This window comes from Methylomonas sp. AM2-LC (assembly GCF_039904985.1).
Classification (GTDB): Bacteria; Pseudomonadota; Gammaproteobacteria; order Methylococcales; family Methylomonadaceae; genus Methylomonas.
In genome coordinates this window covers 2,074,744-2,091,717 of sequence record NZ_CP157005.1, presented here as the reverse complement: position 1 = coordinate 2,091,717, position 16,974 = coordinate 2,074,744, and the positions used below count along the sequence as shown (strand labels likewise).

Below are 16,974 nucleotides of genomic sequence, written 5' to 3'. Positions count from 1 at the left end.
TTGAGGCTACTGATAGATTTAAGGCGCAGAGGATATAAAAAAATATGTTAGATAGAATTGAAAATACTTATTTTATATGTTAATTATTAACCAAGAGTAAAGGCCAATTCTACCAAAGGGTAGAAGCGGAAAGTCTTAGGGTTCTTGTTGTAAGGATTGCTGGATTGCCTCTTTGAAATGAAACTTGAAACCATCGGTATTAATTCGGTGAAAATTTATTGTAACAAGCAATTCAAAGGAATATTGATGCAACTCAACTCAACTCAACTCAACTCAACTCAACTCAAATTATAGCAAGTTCATTTCTGAATTTTAGGAAAAATAAGCAGATTATTACAACTGTTTTATTAGCTGGACTTGTCGCTGTTATACCAACCACGCAAGTCACTGCTGCTACTCTTGATTTTGGCACAGATAACACAAATGTTGGTAACTGGTCTTTTTCTGACGGCACAAATAGCCTTAATAGTTATGTAACATATGGTAGCTCAGTTGGTTCAACCTGGGTTACTGGAAGTGGTTACACACTTAGCCAAAATATTACCCAATCAACATATACAGGTTGGTCTTCAGGTGTTCGTGATTTTAATATTAGTAGTATAGACAATTCACAAAATGTTCAAGTAAATATCGCATCATTTGGTGCTGATGACCGCGCAGCATTACTTATAAATGGTACGTTAGTTGACCTTGTTTATACTAAATCAACACCAACAACAGGAGCATTTCAATTTGTATCTGGCGGTTCCTATATTACAGAAAATTTCGACGGAGGTAATACTGGTGGAACATTCACTTTTTCCAGTAATCTGCTCAATATTGGCAGCAATCAAATTGAGGTAATTCTTAATAATACGAATAATGGTGCTAATGGTAATACCATTAGTAATACTGGCGCTGACACTGCTGGGTATTCTCTAAATGCCAGTTTAACATTCACAGGATCTATATCAGCAGTTCCCGAAGCAGGAGAATGGGCAATGATGTTATTAGGCTTGCCATTAATAGTCTGGGTCGTTCGTCGTAAACAATCTTAATAGTTATCAGGGTAGCCACAATTATAATATTCTGGCTACCTTTTTGATTATGCGGCAGGTGTTGAAGCTGTATCTACAGTTTTACTGACTACATTTACAGTTTTACTGACTACATTTACAGTTGCACCTACAAGACCATAAGCCGCAACTATCAAAGCGATTGCCTCATAGGGCGTCAATAGCGAAGCGTATTGCGCCGCATGATAGACACTAACCACCACGTTTGCTAAAATTTTTGGAACACCTAAAATATTTTTTTATTCATGTCCAACTATCGACGCTACCGCATACCCGGTGGAACCTACTTTTTTACCGTTAATCTGCTAACGCGATAAGCCGGAATAGGTCGTAATAGGCGAAGCCGTATTGCGACACTGTTGCCTTCGACCATGCGGCGCATTACGCTGAAGCTAATGCGCCCTATGAGGCTGACGCGTTGGCAATTACGACTTACCGTGTTGACTACCTTTTTTTATTATGCGGCAGGTGTTGACGCTGTATCTACAGTTTTACTGACTCCATTTACTGTAGCACCTACAACATTGGTTAACGAAACCCAGCATCGAAGCTAATCTGCTTTATAGCTGTGCATACTCGCCCAAAACATTACCATCAAAGGTTGTGCATCAATCCGCACAGAATGCGATCAATGCCAAAATTGAACAATGTCTTTTTATACATTATTATAAGACATGGATCACCCAACTACAGCTTATTTTCGTAATGATGTTTTAGTTAAACGGCCCTATATACAGATAGATTGGTGTTTATCAGCGCTGATTCAAACTGCTCACAAAGAAATCCAGGAAGATGGTCGAATTCGGCACTGGATATATGTGCAAGAGCTAGGTAAATATTTGCGAGTGGTAACGCTCGAAGACGGCATAACCCTACACAACGCCTTTCCGGATCGGAGATTTAAACCATGAAGCTTAGCTACGATAAAGAAACTGATTCGCTATATATTCATCTATCCAATACTCCATCTGTTGACTCAGACGAAGTTGCTGAGGGTGTAGTATTGGATTTTGATTGCAACGGTAAGCTTGTGGGAATTGATGTACAGAACGCGAGCCAAAAAACGGATATTGAATCTATATCGCTTGCACATTTACCTTTACAAACTTTGGAAGCAGCATAAAGGCTGGGCTGAGATAACGAAACCCAGCTTCGAAGCGACAAACTTTGCAAATAAAAAGACAAGTTTGTTTTACCCCCAACTTTGTTCGAAAACATTAAGACCATAAGCCGCAACTATCAAAGCGATTGCCTCATAGGGCGTCAATAGCGAAGCCTATTGCGCCGCATGATAGACACTAACCACCACGTTTGCTAAAATTTTTGGAACACCTAAAATATTTTTTTATTCATGTCCAACTATCGACGCTACCGCATACCCGGTGGAACCTACTTTTTTACCGTTAATCTGCTAGAGCGAGAGCCTAATGATTTATTAATCCGCCACATTGACATCCTAAGGCATACCGTTAAAAACGTAAGAAGACGTTGGCCTTTTCATATTGATGCCTGGGTGGTTTTGCCTGATCATTTACACTGTGTATGGACTCTTCCCCAAGGTGATACCGATAACACCACCCGCTGGCGCTTGATCAAGCAAGCTTTTTCAAAAGCATTACCCATCACTGAAAGACGTTCTGCCGTACGTATTGCCAAGGGTGAAAGAGGCATTTGGCAACGGCGTTTTTGGGAACATCTAATTCTTGATGATGCCGATTATGCAGCACATCTTGATTACTGCCACATTAATCCTGTAAAACACGGATTGGTTAAACAAGTGATTAATTGGCCTTACTCCACTTTTCATCGTTGTGTTGATCAAGGTTTATACCCGGCAAATTGGGCAACACCCTTACCCGTTATTGATGTTGATGGTGAACGAAGTTAAACCATGCGGCGCAACGGCTTATCGCGTTGATTGATGTAGATGAATCAAGACAGCTTAGGCAAAGCCCTAAAGCTAACGCGATAAGCCGGAATAGGTCGTAATAGGCGAAGCCGTATTGCGACACTGTTGCCTTCGACCATGCGGCGCATTACGCTGAAGCTAATGCGCCCTATGAGGCTGACGCGTTGGCAATTACGACTTACCGTGTTGCGTAAGCAAGGCATTACTATCCGCAAAACCATAGACACACTGATTGCAACCTATTGTATCGAAAGCGGTTCCCCCTCTTGCATGCAGATAAAAATTTCCAGCCATTTCAACAGCTTTTAGGCTTAATAACAATATAAAAACCTAGCTGAATTAACTATGATAAGTCCGACGATGTTATAAGGCGCAATACAACTACACCCTATATCGGCTGAATAGAAAATACGTTAGGCAGAACTTAATAAACTTTGTTTTTATGTTAGACTATTATGCGTTAAAAGCAAAATAACGCCGTAGGTAAGCGATTAAAGCCATATTGAATTACAGTGCTGCATCGTCTTATGATTAACTTAACATCAAGGATATTTAATTCATGGTTTCTATGAAAACATCAATCACATCAATATTTCTGACATTTTCATTAAGTTTTGGAATTGCACAGGCTGATACACCAGCTATCTCTTTTAATTCATTGGCAGGTAATCTCTCAGGGAGTAATTGGAATCTTGGTTTCGAATTTCAGGCCAACTCCAATGTTGATGTTACAAAACTTGGCTCTTTAACTGCCGGTGTTAGCAGTAGTCCAGTTGAAATTGGTCTATGGGACAGTTCTGGCAACTTATTAGCCTCAGCATCAGTCACTAAGTCAAGCCCAGTATTGAATCAATTCAGCTATGCTGCAATTACTCCAGTGGAACTCAAAGCAGGTTCGGATTACTACGTAGCTTCAGTAGGATATACAAACTACGGGGCAGGTGCAATTGGTGCAACTACTGCGCCACAGATTACCTATATTAAAGATGCTTGGAATTATAATGGCAGCTCTCTCGCTTTCCCATTTAAATCTAATAATTTCAATCTGAGTAACGCTGGTATTTTCGGGGCTAATTTGCAAATTTCAGCAGTACCAGAAGCTCAAGAATGGGCAATGATGTTATTAGGCTTGCCATTAGTAGGCTGGGTCGTTCGTCGTAAACAATCTTAACAAGTTTATAAGCCTCAATTTTGCCTCATTAGAGCCATAAGACGTAATACGGCTTATGGCCTTAAAAAAATTGGATTAGATTTTCAATATACAATGTGTTTTGGTGGGCGTTTTAGTCTTCGATGCTGGGTTTCATTTGCATTTAACCCATCTACGCCATACTTCGCCTATTACACCCAATTCCGGCTTATCGATTTGTTATATGTTACGCTCAATTCTAGTTCCAGTATTGTTATTCATCTTAAGTTCGCTGCTTTGCCTGATGACTTTTTTTGCGGTCTATGCATCCCTGGCAGTTGGCTTAAGCCTCTGCGCTACCGCGCTTATTATGGCCCAGCGAGGCGCTGTTCCTGAACAAAATCGTCGACTGTTCAGGTTAGCACTTACCTTGCCAAGTATGCGTGCAGGCATCGCGCTTCTGTTAGCTCCGACAGTTACCGTTGCACTTGCCACAGCCTTAATGGCGGGCATGTTTAGTGCATAAACAAAAAATGTGACTGTGTCATTATATTTTAAAAGCATGAGTTGTTAGCCTCGACACAGGGTTTCATTCTCATTGGACACCATCTACGCCCTACCCTCTTCCCTTAGTCCGTTTAGATTTACTCAAAATTCGACAGCGGGTGTAAACTTATTCCCACTTATCAAACAATTCCTACTAAAACATGCGTTCATTCAAAGCAACTGATATTTTGGCCTCTTATTCCGAATGCGTTATCGCTACGATGCTATTACTGGCATTTACAGGCATTTTTATCTGGTGCGGATTTAACAGCGTAGATTTTGGTGCGCATTGGGATGAGGGAAAATTGATTGGTTCGGTGATTGATACCGCTAATACCGGGGTGATTTTACCTCGGTGGTATAACTATCCCTCGTTAAGCTATTTAGTTTGTCTTTTTACAGCTCTATTTGGCTATGTTGCCCAGGTAATGATAAATCCTGACATCATTTTCCCGCCTATAGACAAAGAAGGCATTGTGATAATCAATAAGCAATTTATTGATTTTGTTAATACTCAAACTTATCATTTTGAAGTACGTAGCGTTTTTATTTTACTAACCGCCAGCAGCGCACTTGTGGTTAGCCTTTCAGCAAGACTGCTGGGCGTTAATTGGATAGCTTCGGCAACAACGGGCATTACCCTGCTGTTATCCTACCCCATTTTTTATCACTCGCGCTGGATTGCGCCAGATACCTTATTAATGTTAATGACTGCACTGGTTATTTTAACTACAGTATGGGCAAGCAAACATAACAGCAGCCAAACACTGACGTTTGCAGCAATATCGGCAGGTTTGGCTGCAGCGGCCAAATACCCTGGTGGTATCACCTTGTTTTTACCGCTTTACGTTGCCATAAAGGGCAAGCATAAATTCCAGCGACTGGGGATAATTATGACCTTCTTTATGTTAACCTTTCTATTTATCACACCCGGCATTCTGCTTGAACCTGTTGAATTTATAAAGAATGTCAGGGGCGAGATGAATCATTATAAAACCGGTCACGCTGCGCATACCCTTGAAACTAAACTGGACGGCATACAAAAGTTATCGGAGTTTATTTTGTTCAGGCTATTTTCACCGGATGCGGCAATTTCAGTGGGTGTGATACTACTAGCCGTAATGGGTGCGGTATTTATCTGGCAGCGCAATAAAAACCACGCGTCTATTATTTTAATACCCATAATCGCTTACCTAGTCTATTTTTCAACACAAAAAGTATTATTTGTGCGTAATTTGCTGATGTTGACACCTTTTATTGTGGTATTGGTGGGCATTGCCATAGACGCGTTAATGAAGTATTTTCCTGGCAATGTGTTGCGCTTTGCCATTCCTGTCGCCTTTCTGGCATTATTATCTAGCAATTTAAATTACTATTTTAAGGCGGTTGATAGCTTACAAAATCCCCGTCAAGATGCCTGGGGAATGGCTCTGGAACAGTATTTGGATAAAAATCCTACTAAAAAAATAAGCATTTCTGACAAAGCCTTAGATTATGTGTCTGAACGTTATAAAAGCACGCATTCGGCTTTTGTGGCAAGAGAATCGGCAGATATTTATATTTTTACACTTAAAGAAGAATTATGGATTTGTGCAAATCGGCGTAATTCGTTTCGAGTGCTGGCTGGCCCGGATGATACCGATTTGGATTATTACCCAGAATGGGTAGGTTATAATCGCGTGGTGGCATTGGATCAACAGGTGTGTCATTAGCCTTCTAAGCTGGATTACATTTTCATGAAACTCAGCCTAGGTTTTTAAGCCACTCAAGAACGCAATTTTCGTAGCAGCTTGCGCACGATCTGTGTGATGGTACGTATCCCAATGACTTGATCGTACCATTTTAATTCGTGAATATCGGTTCTGGACATGCGTTGATAGCCTAGTTCGGGTACCGACAAAAACACTCTTACATGCGGATGCTCTTTTCTAAACCAAGAATAGGCACCGTCTACATGCATAGGCCCACATTCTGGGCTACCTGCCGGACGGGTTAAAGCTTGTTCCAGATAATTGATCAAACCATCAATCACAGGCTGACGAAAACCTATAAAATGTGCGGTAACCACTGTCAGATCAGAGTCTACTTCAACTAAATCTGCTTGGTTTGTTAGTGCTAAAAGCTTGGATAAGCGGTGGCCGCCATAATAAATGCCCCAATCGGCGGTTTTTAACTGTTCAATTAAACTATCGACTCTTGCTAAAAAATCACTCGCAAAATCCAGATCATCTTCAAAAACTAATATAGTTTCAAGCTGACGACTTCTGGCATCTTTTAACACGCCTAAATGACTTAAAAAACAACCTCTTGCACCAATATTTTCAAACTCCCCCGCATCATCAGGACGAATGGCCGCAAACACATGAATATTAGGATGATCAAGACTTAAACCGATTTTTTTGAATTGATCTTGAATTTCACTGAGGCGATCTGTTCTCGAAGGCAAATTAATAATATAAATACCTTGAAAGTAATCTAATAATTGTGCCATTTTAAATCTAGCCTTTATTCTTCAGTAAAGATTTGATTCTACGCATCAAAATAGAGATTTTCAATTTTATTTTCATGGCTTGCAAGCGATACAAATACTGGTTAAGAGCTTAGCAATAAATCAGTGTGTATTTTTTACGTCTGATCGGCTAGTCCGCTCATGGTTTGACTAGGCTCACCACGAACGGACTAGCCAATGGTGTGCCTACTGCGTTTTCGTGAGCAGCTTATCTATCAAAAAACCTTTCAACCCATTAAATTAGGTAGAGTTTTGCAGGATAGTGACACCTTTACAATTTGTTATAGCGACTTTTCTGCTGTCAGCAAAGACCTAAAGCGTAAGGCTTGATAAACACCATAAAACATAATATAGGCATAACACAGCACTGGCACAAAAAACGCGGCATGAATACCGATGCTATCGGCACACAGCCCTTGTAGCACTGGCAAAATGGCACCACCGACAATAGACGCACATAATATTCCGGACCCTTGACCGGTGTGAGGCCCCAAACCGGCAACAGCCAGTGAGAAAATGGTCGGGAACATGACGGAATTACACAAACCCACCGCCAGTATGCTCCACATTGCCAAGCTTCCAGTACTCAATATGGTTAGCAATACCAATAACATGGCACAAATAGCATTAAAAGCCAACACCTTGGCAGGCGTGGTTTTTTGCATGACAGCCGCCCCCACAAAGCGACCCAACATGGCCCCACCCCAATAAAAGGAAACGTACTTACCGGCTTCTGCTTCTGGAAGATTGCCTATTTGTGCATCACCCAAGAAATTGACTAAAAAACTACCAATAGAAACTTCTGCACCGACATACATAAAAATGGCAATGGCACCTAATACTAAATGCGGATAATGCCAGGCACTGTGTTTTTCTGTATAGCTTAGGGGCTGATTTTCGCTGGTTTGGGTTGCAATTTTCGGTAATTTTAAATAAAAAAACAGCATAGCCAGACTCAACAATACCCCAGCCAAAAACAGATACGGATATTGCACACTGGTGGCCTGTACCGATTGATAGGCGCTTAATTGTTGTGCATCCAGAAGCGTCAGTTCGGCGGGCGATTTGACAGTATTACTTAAAATAAACAGTGCACCAAAATACGGTGCCACAGTCGTTCCCAAGGAATTAAAAGCCTGAGTTAAGGTTAAGCGACTGGACGCGGTTTGACTATCGCCCAGCTCGGTTACATAAGGATTAGCAGCAACCTGTAACAGGGTAATACCCGTTGCCAGAATAAAAAAAGCTATTAGGAACAACGCATAGGAATGTAGTGCTGCGGCTGGATAAAACATCAGACAAGCACAAGCAGCAATAGCCAAACCGACAATAATACCGCCCTGATAATCGATTTTTTTCAGTAAATAACCACAGGGGATAGACACCACAAAATAGGCGGCAAAAAAGCAAAACTGTACCAGCATGGCTTGTGTATAGCTTAACGTAAACACCGCTTTTAAATGCGGGATAAGCATATCGTTTAAACAGGTAATAAAACCCCATAGAAAAAACAATGAGGTTAATACCTTTAACGCGCCTGAGTAAGTATTTTGTGAGTTATACATATCCTGCATACTAGGGATGTGTAACAGTAAATTCGGCAGTTTCGGTACCGACCATCACTTTAAACTCGCCAGGCTCGACTATGCGTTTCATATCAACGCCGATGAAAGACATATCGTCGGCGGTGAGTGTAAACTGCAAAGTCTGCTGCTGACCGGGTTTTAATTCCACCTTTTTAAAGGCTTTCAGTTGTCGGGTAGGTCGGGTGACTGAAGCGGCTTTATCATGTAAATACACCATAACCACTTCTTTTCCAGTTAATTGACCGATATTTTTAACCTTTACGCTGACATCAATGCTTTCGCCAAGCTTAATTTTGTTTTTATTCAGTGTTAAGCCATTGGTTTCGAAGCGGGTATAACTTAAACCATGTGCAAACGCATAAAGCGGCCGATACTGATTAAACTCAAAAGACTCCATGGGTTTATGATCGTAAGGCACAATATCATTGGTATTACGCGGATAAGAAATGGGCAATTTACCACTGGGATTAACATCACCAAATAGAATATCTGCCAGCACCTCGCCGCCTTCCATACCGGGTAAAAACCCCAATACCACGGCCGCCGCTTTTTCGGCTATGGGGGTAATAATGCGTGGTCTGCCGCCCAAAGTGACCAGTATCACCGGTTTGCCAGTAGCCAACACGTCATGCGCCAGTTTTAACTGATTATCGTCCAGATTTAAACTGTCGATGTTGCCCGGTGTTTCTGTATAAGGCTTTTCGCCTAAAGCCAGAATAATGTAATCATGGTTACGCGCCGCGCTGACAACCTGTTCTATATTGATTTCATCACCAAATGCTTTGCCTCCCACATAGCTTACTTGACCTGTAGTTTTTTTCTGTATTGCCTGCAATAGGGTTAATTTGTTTTGTGGATAAAGTTCTTCTTTATCGCCTTGCCAGGTTATAGTCCAGCCGCCATTCATGACACTCAGCAAATTTGCCGCAGGCCCTGTCACCAAAATACTGGCTGTTTTGGGCAAAGGTAACAATTGCTGGTCGTTTTTAGCCAAAATAATGGATTCTTCCGCTGCTTGACGATTGACAGCATTGGCGGCAGGCGTATCAAAATACTCGGCTTCGTTGATCAGAGGATGCGGGTTAAATAAACCCGTGGCAAATTTTACCCGCAAAATACGCGTCACCGCTTCATCGATACGACTGAGGGGTACTTCACCGCTATGTGCCAGTTCCAGCAGTAAGTCGTAAAAAGAGTAATTAAAAGGCACCATGCTCATATCAACGCCGGCCATCACTGCTATTTTTACTGCTTCTTTAGGCGACGCGGCCATTTTATCGCGATCATACAGGCGAATAATGTCTTCCCAATCGGAGATAGTAAAACCAGTAAACCCTAATTCACCCCGCAATATACTGGTTAAATACTGATAATTTGCATGGCCGGGAATACCATCCACTTCACCGGAATTAATCATCACAGTCGGTGCCCCCGCTTTTATGCCTGCGGCAAAGGCGGGTAAAAAATATTCACGTAACGCTCGTTCGCCTATCCAGGCCGGACTGCGGTCTTTGCCGTTTAAAGGATAACTGTAGCCAATATAGTGCTTGAGACAGGTGGGGGCTTTAGTCGCGGCCGAATAATCTGCACCCTGATGACCTTTGATGTACGCACTACCCATGGCACTACCTAAATATACGTCTTCGCCATAGGTTTCCCATAAGCGTGGCCAAAGTGGTTGCCTGCCTATATCCATCACAGGTGAAAAATTCCAATCCAATCCAGAAGCTTTTACTTCTGCGGCGGTAATTTCGCCTTCTTGAAATGATAACTGTGTATTAAAGGTAGCCGCCATATTGATGGCTTGCGGGAATAATACCGAACTGCGCGTGTAGGTTGCACCATGAATGGCGTCAATACCGTAGATGACCGGAATTTTAAGCCGGCTTTTGGCTGCGACTTCGCGGATGCTATTGGTTAAACGCCTCCATTTTTCAATGGGTTGGGCTTTGTTATTGGGGGTAGACGGCGTATTGAGTATAGAGCCTACATGATACTTAAGCACTGCCTCCTCCAATTTTGCCTGATCGATGGGATTATCGATATCCTGAGCGTTTTCTGCTGAAATAACACTAAAGTCGATTTGAGTCATTTGCCCGACTTTTTCTTCCAGACTCATCTGTGCCAGCAAATTCTGAACCTGTTTTTCAATCTGTGGGTTTAATTCTTGAGCGCCCAAGGCTGTCTCCATCGCTACCAAGAGCGAAAAAAATATTAAAGAGGATCTAATTTTCAAGGGGTTTAATATGGAGTTAATAAAAAATCGAAATTATTCAGCTTAAACGAATACCTGTAAGTAAAACCAGAGTTATCGGGTTTTAAGTTAATAGATTTGGAAACTTAGCAGACGTACCAAAGACTTAATTCTGCATTTTAACAGTCTCACAGATAATATAATCCACCAGATCAGAAAGCAGTATCTAAATAAACGAATATCATATCATTCTTTATAAAGCTGCTTACATGCAAAAACCTGATAACACTACCATCATTCTGTGGCAGACCCTCAAAATTACTGTGATTATGCTCACAGTTTACATGTTGCTCACATAACAGCTTTTCAGGAACCATTTAGCTATTCTAAATCCACATCAGAACAATTCAGTTAACACAATAAATACAGATTTGCTCTGCTGTATTCTGAAATGGTGCTTTGCAATGACTTCAAGTCAGCATAAGCGGCATTTTTCACTAGATTCTTAGGAGAAACTATTATGGTAACTATTCAGCGTAATTTATCACGCTCAGCGAATTTTGGTCGTCACCGTATAAAATCCGGCAATTTGCCATTAAAGAGCAGTGTCAACGCTTCGCTGGCTGATATGTTGTTTTTCCGGCATGTTGATAAATAACTTCGAACACGGCAAAAAATATCAGCACCTTCCTGACTACGAAAACAGCCTGAAATCTTTTGGTGAACCTTGGTCATTCTGATGTCGTTCTCTCCTTGGTTATTGGTAAAGGGTACCTTGGCATCAGTCATAAACCTTAAGGTTTGCTGCTCAAAGTTGATTAACCGCTCCAATAAGTTTCGCGATTTACTGCGTTTAAGTCGTCCCCGTTGTCCTTCCTTTCTCTCTGGGAGCGGGGGAGGACATTCCTGCTCAGCCTCTTTAAGAATTGCCCGATATTGATCGGTATAGCCTGCCGCTATAGAATCGGATAAAACACCGCCCTGGGCCTTAACAGCCTCATTGATAGAAACAAGCAACTCTCGCATATCCTTAGCCCATGCTTGGTTCTCTTGTTCTTCGGCATAGGTCAGCTCGCGCAAATGGTGAGCGTTACATAAGGCATGCAGGCAGTTCAACTGGAAATAGGGCTTCCAGTGATCGTGGCAGAGAATACCTGTAAAACGGGTTAAAACATTCATAGCGGTTATTGCTTCCATGCCGCGTTTGGCGTGGGCGTAAAAGAGCGTCCATTGCTGGTTCGAAATACAGTGCAGCCAATGATTTTTCCCATTGATGTTGATCCCGGTCTCATCGGAATGCAATAGGGACGAGGCGAGTATTTTCGTGATGAGTTTCAATTCAAATTGTTCGAGCAAATGATAAGCTTGCTGGTTAAATTCAAAGATTGAGCCGACACTGATCGGTAGTTGGAATTGATCCTGAAATTGCTCTTGAACACGTTGGTAGGGAATGAGTTGATATTGAGACAAATACACGGCCTGTGCTTTGACGCCATTCCCGTATTGCACCGCTTTAGTGACTTCAACCGGAAAAGAGGCTGTAAAACGTTTGCCAAATTGATCTTCCAGAACTTGAGCGCGGTATTCGGTCACAAGGCGCTGAATCTCAATATCAAATACTTGGCGGATCTCAAAACCAACTTCCTGATAGTTCCCTGGTGGTAAAGTCGCCCGATCTAATTCCAGAATTTCAATTTCATCGGGATCGTCCACTTTTTTTAAAGTTGTACCTATCCGACCGAACTGCCCACCGCGCTTTCTATTTTTGCCTTTGTTCTCGTCATCGCCACTGACTTTGTCTTGATCTTTAAAACGATCCGTAGAAGGCGGTTTGCTGCTATTTCGGCTAGTCAGGCTTAAACGATTAGCCATTATTTGAATCAGCATGATCATGACTTCTAAGGTCGCACGCAAAGCTGATGACATATGCTCTTCATCAGCGATCAGTTGCTGAACTTTTTTGATGGTGTCTTCAATGTTGATATTATCGACAGTCAAACTAATATACCGCTAAACCGTTACTGTTAGCGGTATTATAAGGCCAGTTTTAAAAGTCGATTTTTGCCTTCGAGGTTGCGATGTAGGCCACGAACGACCAAGAGTCACTACCCTTCTATTTAATGTTGCAATTGAGGAATTGTAGTTGCCGAATGCGTAGCTAAATACGTCATTCCACTACAAGCTGGCAGTTCACTGAATTTTTTATTTTTCGACCAAAAACCTTGTCAAGCTTTTTTTTAATTATTTACGCTGAATAGTTACCTATTATGAAAACAATTATCGCATTAAGTTTAAGCCTTTCAGTCACCTTGTTTAGCGCACTAGTTCCAGGCAACGAGGCTTTCGCAGGAATGCCAACCGTAGAAAACGGCTCAAGTTGTGAACCGTACTATGGCAGTCAGGCTACGCAGCTTGACCATTATACTGGTGCACATACCAATACTGGCATGTGGGTTACTTGTCCATTAACGGTTACACATACTTCTGGTACAACCACTGGTTATATTTATATAGACACCAATTTTCCCAGTGCTTCATATTGTTACCTAACTAGCTATAGCTATACGGGAGTGAGCCTAGGTTATAAATATCAAGCTATTGCAGCTGGCGTGCAAGATACTATGATCAGTTCAGTACCTGCAAATGAGTGGTCAAGCCATAGCGTCTATTGTTTCGTGCCTACCGGCGGTATTATTTTTGACACTGCATCTTTTTTCTAAATCTAAAAACTTGAGTTGATCGATTTTATTCGGAAGCAAATCCATGAAAACTTATTATGGCTATTATCTCGGGATTGTCGTCGCCCTATGCACTGGGGTATATATTTATAATGCTAAGCAACCCGCAACAGATAGCGTGGAGGGAAAGACGCATGCTATAACTAACACCAATCTGGTTATGCAGCATGCTACCAATGAATTTGCAGCCAGGGATGGCTTTTTGGACAGCAAACAAGCAGGAGTTGGACTTCGAGAGCAGGTGACCGCGTTAAGCAACGACATCGTTCTACTTAAGGCTGAAATATTAAGCTTACGCACGGCCATGCAAGCTCAAAACCTAGCTTCAAATACTGTTGTGGCTAGCTCAATACTGAGTCCGTCTGAAGAAAAACAGCGCCTTTCCGAACAACGTGCCCATGAAGAAGAACGTTTCAATCAACAAGCACAATTATTGGAAATCGATTTCCGCAAACAACGACTCGATGCCAACTGGGCTACTAGAACCAAAAATCTGATAAAAGCCGCGTTAGAGGAAGAACAAATAGTCCCTGCCGACATTATCGGCCTAGAATGCCGATCAAGCATGTGCAGACTAGAGTTAGCTATTGATAATAGAGATGAATTAGCCTCAAAATTGACTATGTTGCCTATAAAAATTGGCTCAGAATTACCTAGTATTTTAATCAGTCAGCACAATGATAACCAAAGCAATACTATTCTCTATTTATCAAAAGATGATTTGGTTTCCTAGTTTAGATTTCTAGATTACGATTAGGCGAGTTAACCCAGCCTCTTAAACTAAGGATAATCCTGACGCGTGGGCCGCACCACAATATCGCTAATATGCACATGCGGCTTTTGGCTCACCATAAAATAAATGGCTTCGGCAACTTCTTCGCTAATGAGTAAGGGTCCAAATTTATCTTTAAAATTTTGCACCATTTCATCGCTATACCCTGCTTCTGCCTGAAAACCACTGATGACCAGTCCCGGTTCTACCAGCGATACGCGTATACCCTGCGGCCCTAATTCTCGGCGCAAGCCTTCCGCTAAGCCATGTACCGCAAACTTGCTGGCACCGTAAACGGCACTAAACGGTGACACATTCCGGCCCACTACCGAACCCACGATAATAATATCGGCAGTGGCCTTAGGATAGAGTGGTGCGTGACTGACCAGCATCTGTCTGGCCGCTTTTTGTAATAGAGCCAGCGTGCCAGACACATTGATTTTAAGCACTTCTGTAAATGCTTCCAAATCAGCATCTTTAACGGAACCGCCCAAACCACGCCCGGCATTAGCCACCACAATATCAGGCGTTTTTCCAAAGTGTGTTTGAGCTGCTGTAAACAAACTATCCAACAACTGTTCGTCGCTAGCATCACCCGCAATACCACGAAAAGCAAGCCCCAACTCCTGTTGCAATTGTTCCAGTTTTTGAGCATTGCGTCCTGTACCGATTACACCATATTCAGCTGCGACAAATTTTCGAGCTGTCGCCTCACCTATTCCGGATGTAGCGCCCGTAACGATGGCTATGCGTTTAAAATTGTTAGGCATAAAATCTCCTTGTTGGTGGTGTAAAATAATGTGGTTAAAAGGCGACTTTTCAGACTAGTCTATTGTAAATTTGGCTGTTATTAACCAGCACCTTACTGAGTAGTTTAGCAAAATCCAGCCGAAAACTGGCTGCTTGCTTACCAAGACTTGCAGGCTAGTGTAGAGCAGAATATTCGACTTAGGTAATCAATCTAGCGCGTTATAATAGCTATCCTTAATAATATACGATCTATCCGCTTATTCGGTTTATGAAACTCATGAAAATATTCAACGGCAAATGGCTATTGTTAGCAACACTGGTATTGGTAAGTGGTTGCGCCAGTTTTGGTAGAGGCATTACTGAAGCCATTCTGGAAAAACAGGATGAGCAGGACATTCGGCTGTGCGAAATAACCGGTAATAATTTTCGAGGGTTAAAACCGCAACTGGAAGTGGCAGGGCGAAAAATGAAAGTATTAATGGTACACGGAGTAGGTAATCATTTGCCCGGCTATTCTACACAATTTTTGGAAAAACTGGCCAAAGAGCTGGATTTACCTGTTACCTCTACCGATGACAAAAATATCAAATTAGCAGAACCGCATCACCCTGACAAAGAATTGGGCAATCTGCGTATCACACGTTATCTGAGCAAAGATAAAAGCCAGGAATTGTTATTTTATGAATACACTTGGTCAGAAATTACTGCTAAAGAAAAATCGATATTGGCCTATGATAATTCTGGCGAACAATCTTTTCGACGCGCTGAAGTCAATAATCTGCTGAAAAAATTTTCCAATGACACCGGACCAGATCCCATTATTTATTTGGGTGAGAGTCGTGAAGATATACTGGGTGGCTTTGCCCAGGCATTTTGCTGGATGATTACTGACGACTGGAACACTTTACCCAACGAAGTACACAAAACCTGTCCACCCAGAAATATTAGCCAGTTTTACAACGACAGCTATGCCTTTGTTTCGCATAGTTTGGGTAGCCGTATCACCATTGATGGTTTACAACGCGTGGCGGCCATGCAGGATAAAAATGAAACAGCACTTTATGATACCGGTATTGCTCAGGCTATGAAAAACAAAGAAATACCTATCTACATGATGTCTAACCAGTTACCCATGTTACAACTGGGTCGCAGCCTGCCTGCCATCAGCAATCAACACCAAACCTATTGCAAGGCGGATGGTGAAAAATACGCAGAGCGCATGCTGGCTAAAACGTCAATAATTGCATTCAGTGATCCCAATGATTTGCTGAGTTATGCTATACCGCCTGATTTTGTATCTAAATATCTGGATTCAAGACTTTGTTTAAATGTGACCAATATTAATATTAACGTGGCCAAAGTCTACGATGCTTTTGGACTGGGCAAATTAGCAAACCCAATGGAGGCACACATAGGTTATGACACCGATGATCGGGTAATTGCTTTGATAGCCAAGGGTATTGGCAATGAAAAAACCGCGCAGATAGTTAATGAGCGCTGCCGATGGACTGAAACGGTTGATTAATCAATCTATAATTTGTCACTATTCGAGTTTTTATACTGTACTGAGAGTGTGGTGGCGTCGTATCAATCTAATTAGATTCGCTTCACTGGGTTCAGCACCTACTACAAATTGATTTAAAATTATAAAAACAACGACGGATAGTTGCTGTTTAATTTTAGTTGGGTTGCAAAAAGCGCAACCCCACCGACGAACTAATCCCGTTATCTTGGCCTGATGGTAAGGCTGAACCAGCTTTTGGCTGGCACAGCCTTACAGTCTGCA

17 protein-coding genes and 1 riboswitch are annotated in these 16,974 nt (G+C 41.9%); of the genes, 11 read left to right on the top strand and 6 right to left on the bottom strand.

The genetic code is table 11. The annotated features are described in order from the left end of the window. Positions 1–92: 92 nt before the first annotated feature. Positions 93–172, top strand: a riboswitch (cyclic di-GMP riboswitch). 912 nt (positions 173–1,084) lie between these two features. After that, the gene (locus tag ABH008_RS09545) at positions 1,085–1,255 is read right to left on the bottom strand and encodes a hypothetical protein (protein WP_347989623.1); all 171 of its coding nucleotides are present in this window, start codon (positions 1,253–1,255) and stop codon (positions 1,085–1,087) included. Positions 1,256–1,450: 195 nt separating this feature from the next. On the opposite strand from ABH008_RS09545, the gene ABH008_RS09540 reads away from it, so the two are divergent. The 8 genes from ABH008_RS09540 (at position 1,451) to ABH008_RS09505 (ending at position 6,351) form a co-directional block, all read left to right on the top strand. Then, the gene (locus tag ABH008_RS09540; RefSeq protein ID WP_347989622.1) at positions 1,451–1,609 is read left to right on the top strand and encodes a hypothetical protein; all 159 of its coding nucleotides are present in this window, start codon (positions 1,451–1,453) and stop codon (positions 1,607–1,609) included. Positions 1,610–1,729: 120 nt separating this feature from the next. After that, positions 1,730–1,966 (top strand): hypothetical protein, encoded by a 237-nt coding sequence (locus tag ABH008_RS09535; RefSeq protein WP_347989621.1) that lies wholly within the window; start codon positions 1,730–1,732, stop codon positions 1,964–1,966. Next, the gene (locus ABH008_RS09530; protein ID WP_347989620.1) at positions 1,963–2,178 is read left to right on the top strand and encodes a DUF2283 domain-containing protein; all 216 of its coding nucleotides are present in this window, start codon (positions 1,963–1,965) and stop codon (positions 2,176–2,178) included. The genes ABH008_RS09535 and ABH008_RS09530 overlap by 4 nt, the downstream gene beginning before the upstream one ends. 228 nt (positions 2,179–2,406) lie before the next feature. Then, positions 2,407–2,943, top strand: a complete 537-nt coding sequence (locus tag ABH008_RS09525; RefSeq protein ID WP_347989619.1) for a transposase — start codon at positions 2,407–2,409, stop codon at positions 2,941–2,943. Positions 2,944–3,105: 162 nt separating this feature from the next. Next, entirely contained in the window at positions 3,106–3,273 is a 168-nt protein-coding gene (locus ABH008_RS09520) for a hypothetical protein (RefSeq protein WP_347989618.1), read from the top strand. A 250-nt stretch (positions 3,274–3,523) separates the two neighbouring features. Continuing rightward, positions 3,524–4,135 (top strand): DUF4082 domain-containing protein, encoded by a 612-nt coding sequence (locus tag ABH008_RS09515; RefSeq protein ID WP_347989617.1) that lies wholly within the window; start codon positions 3,524–3,526, stop codon positions 4,133–4,135. Between the two features lie 262 nt (positions 4,136–4,397). After that, a complete protein-coding gene (locus tag ABH008_RS09510) occupies positions 4,398–4,619 on the top strand; it encodes a hypothetical protein (protein ID WP_347989616.1) in 222 nt (73 codons plus the stop codon). 181 nt (positions 4,620–4,800) lie between these two features. Further along, positions 4,801–6,351, top strand: a complete 1,551-nt coding sequence (locus tag ABH008_RS09505; RefSeq protein WP_347989615.1) for a hypothetical protein — start codon at positions 4,801–4,803, stop codon at positions 6,349–6,351. Between the two features lie 53 nt (positions 6,352–6,404). Here ABH008_RS09505 and ABH008_RS09500 read toward each other — a convergent pair whose 3' ends face one another. From ABH008_RS09500 to ABH008_RS09485, 4 genes are all read right to left on the bottom strand, one after another. Beyond that, the gene (locus tag ABH008_RS09500; RefSeq protein ID WP_347989614.1) at positions 6,405–7,130 is read right to left on the bottom strand and encodes a glycosyltransferase family 25 protein; all 726 of its coding nucleotides are present in this window, start codon (positions 7,128–7,130) and stop codon (positions 6,405–6,407) included. A gap of 299 nt (positions 7,131–7,429) precedes the next feature. Further along, positions 7,430–8,713 carry an L-fucose:H+ symporter permease gene (gene fucP, locus ABH008_RS09495; protein ID WP_347989613.1) on the bottom strand — a complete coding sequence of 428 codons (1,284 nt, stop codon included), beginning with the start codon at positions 8,711–8,713 and terminating at the stop codon, positions 7,430–7,432. 10 nt (positions 8,714–8,723) lie between these two features. Continuing rightward, positions 8,724–10,913 (bottom strand): glycoside hydrolase family 3 N-terminal domain-containing protein, encoded by a 2,190-nt coding sequence (locus ABH008_RS09490; protein WP_347989612.1) that lies wholly within the window; start codon positions 10,911–10,913, stop codon positions 8,724–8,726. Positions 10,914–11,495: 582 nt separating this feature from the next. Beyond that, positions 11,496–12,926, bottom strand: coding sequence for an IS66 family transposase (locus ABH008_RS09485; RefSeq protein ID WP_347985933.1), 1,431 nt, complete (start codon positions 12,924–12,926; stop codon positions 11,496–11,498). A 269-nt stretch (positions 12,927–13,195) separates the two neighbouring features. Between ABH008_RS09485 and ABH008_RS09480 the strand changes: the two genes are divergently transcribed. Next, positions 13,196–13,648 (top strand): hypothetical protein, encoded by a 453-nt coding sequence (locus ABH008_RS09480; RefSeq protein ID WP_347989611.1) that lies wholly within the window; start codon positions 13,196–13,198, stop codon positions 13,646–13,648. A gap of 43 nt (positions 13,649–13,691) precedes the next feature. Next, positions 13,692–14,399 carry a hypothetical protein gene (locus tag ABH008_RS09475; RefSeq protein ID WP_347989610.1) on the top strand — a complete coding sequence of 236 codons (708 nt, stop codon included), beginning with the start codon at positions 13,692–13,694 and terminating at the stop codon, positions 14,397–14,399. A 47-nt stretch (positions 14,400–14,446) separates the two neighbouring features. Here the strand turns inward: ABH008_RS09475 and ABH008_RS09470 are convergent, their stop codons facing one another. Continuing rightward, positions 14,447–15,208 (bottom strand): SDR family oxidoreductase, encoded by a 762-nt coding sequence (locus tag ABH008_RS09470; protein ID WP_347989609.1) that lies wholly within the window; start codon positions 15,206–15,208, stop codon positions 14,447–14,449. A 257-nt stretch (positions 15,209–15,465) separates the two neighbouring features. Between ABH008_RS09470 and ABH008_RS09465 the strand changes: the two genes are divergently transcribed. Further along, the gene (locus ABH008_RS09465) at positions 15,466–16,713 is read left to right on the top strand and encodes a hypothetical protein (RefSeq protein WP_347989608.1); all 1,248 of its coding nucleotides are present in this window, start codon (positions 15,466–15,468) and stop codon (positions 16,711–16,713) included. Positions 16,714–16,974: the final 261 nt, after the last annotated feature.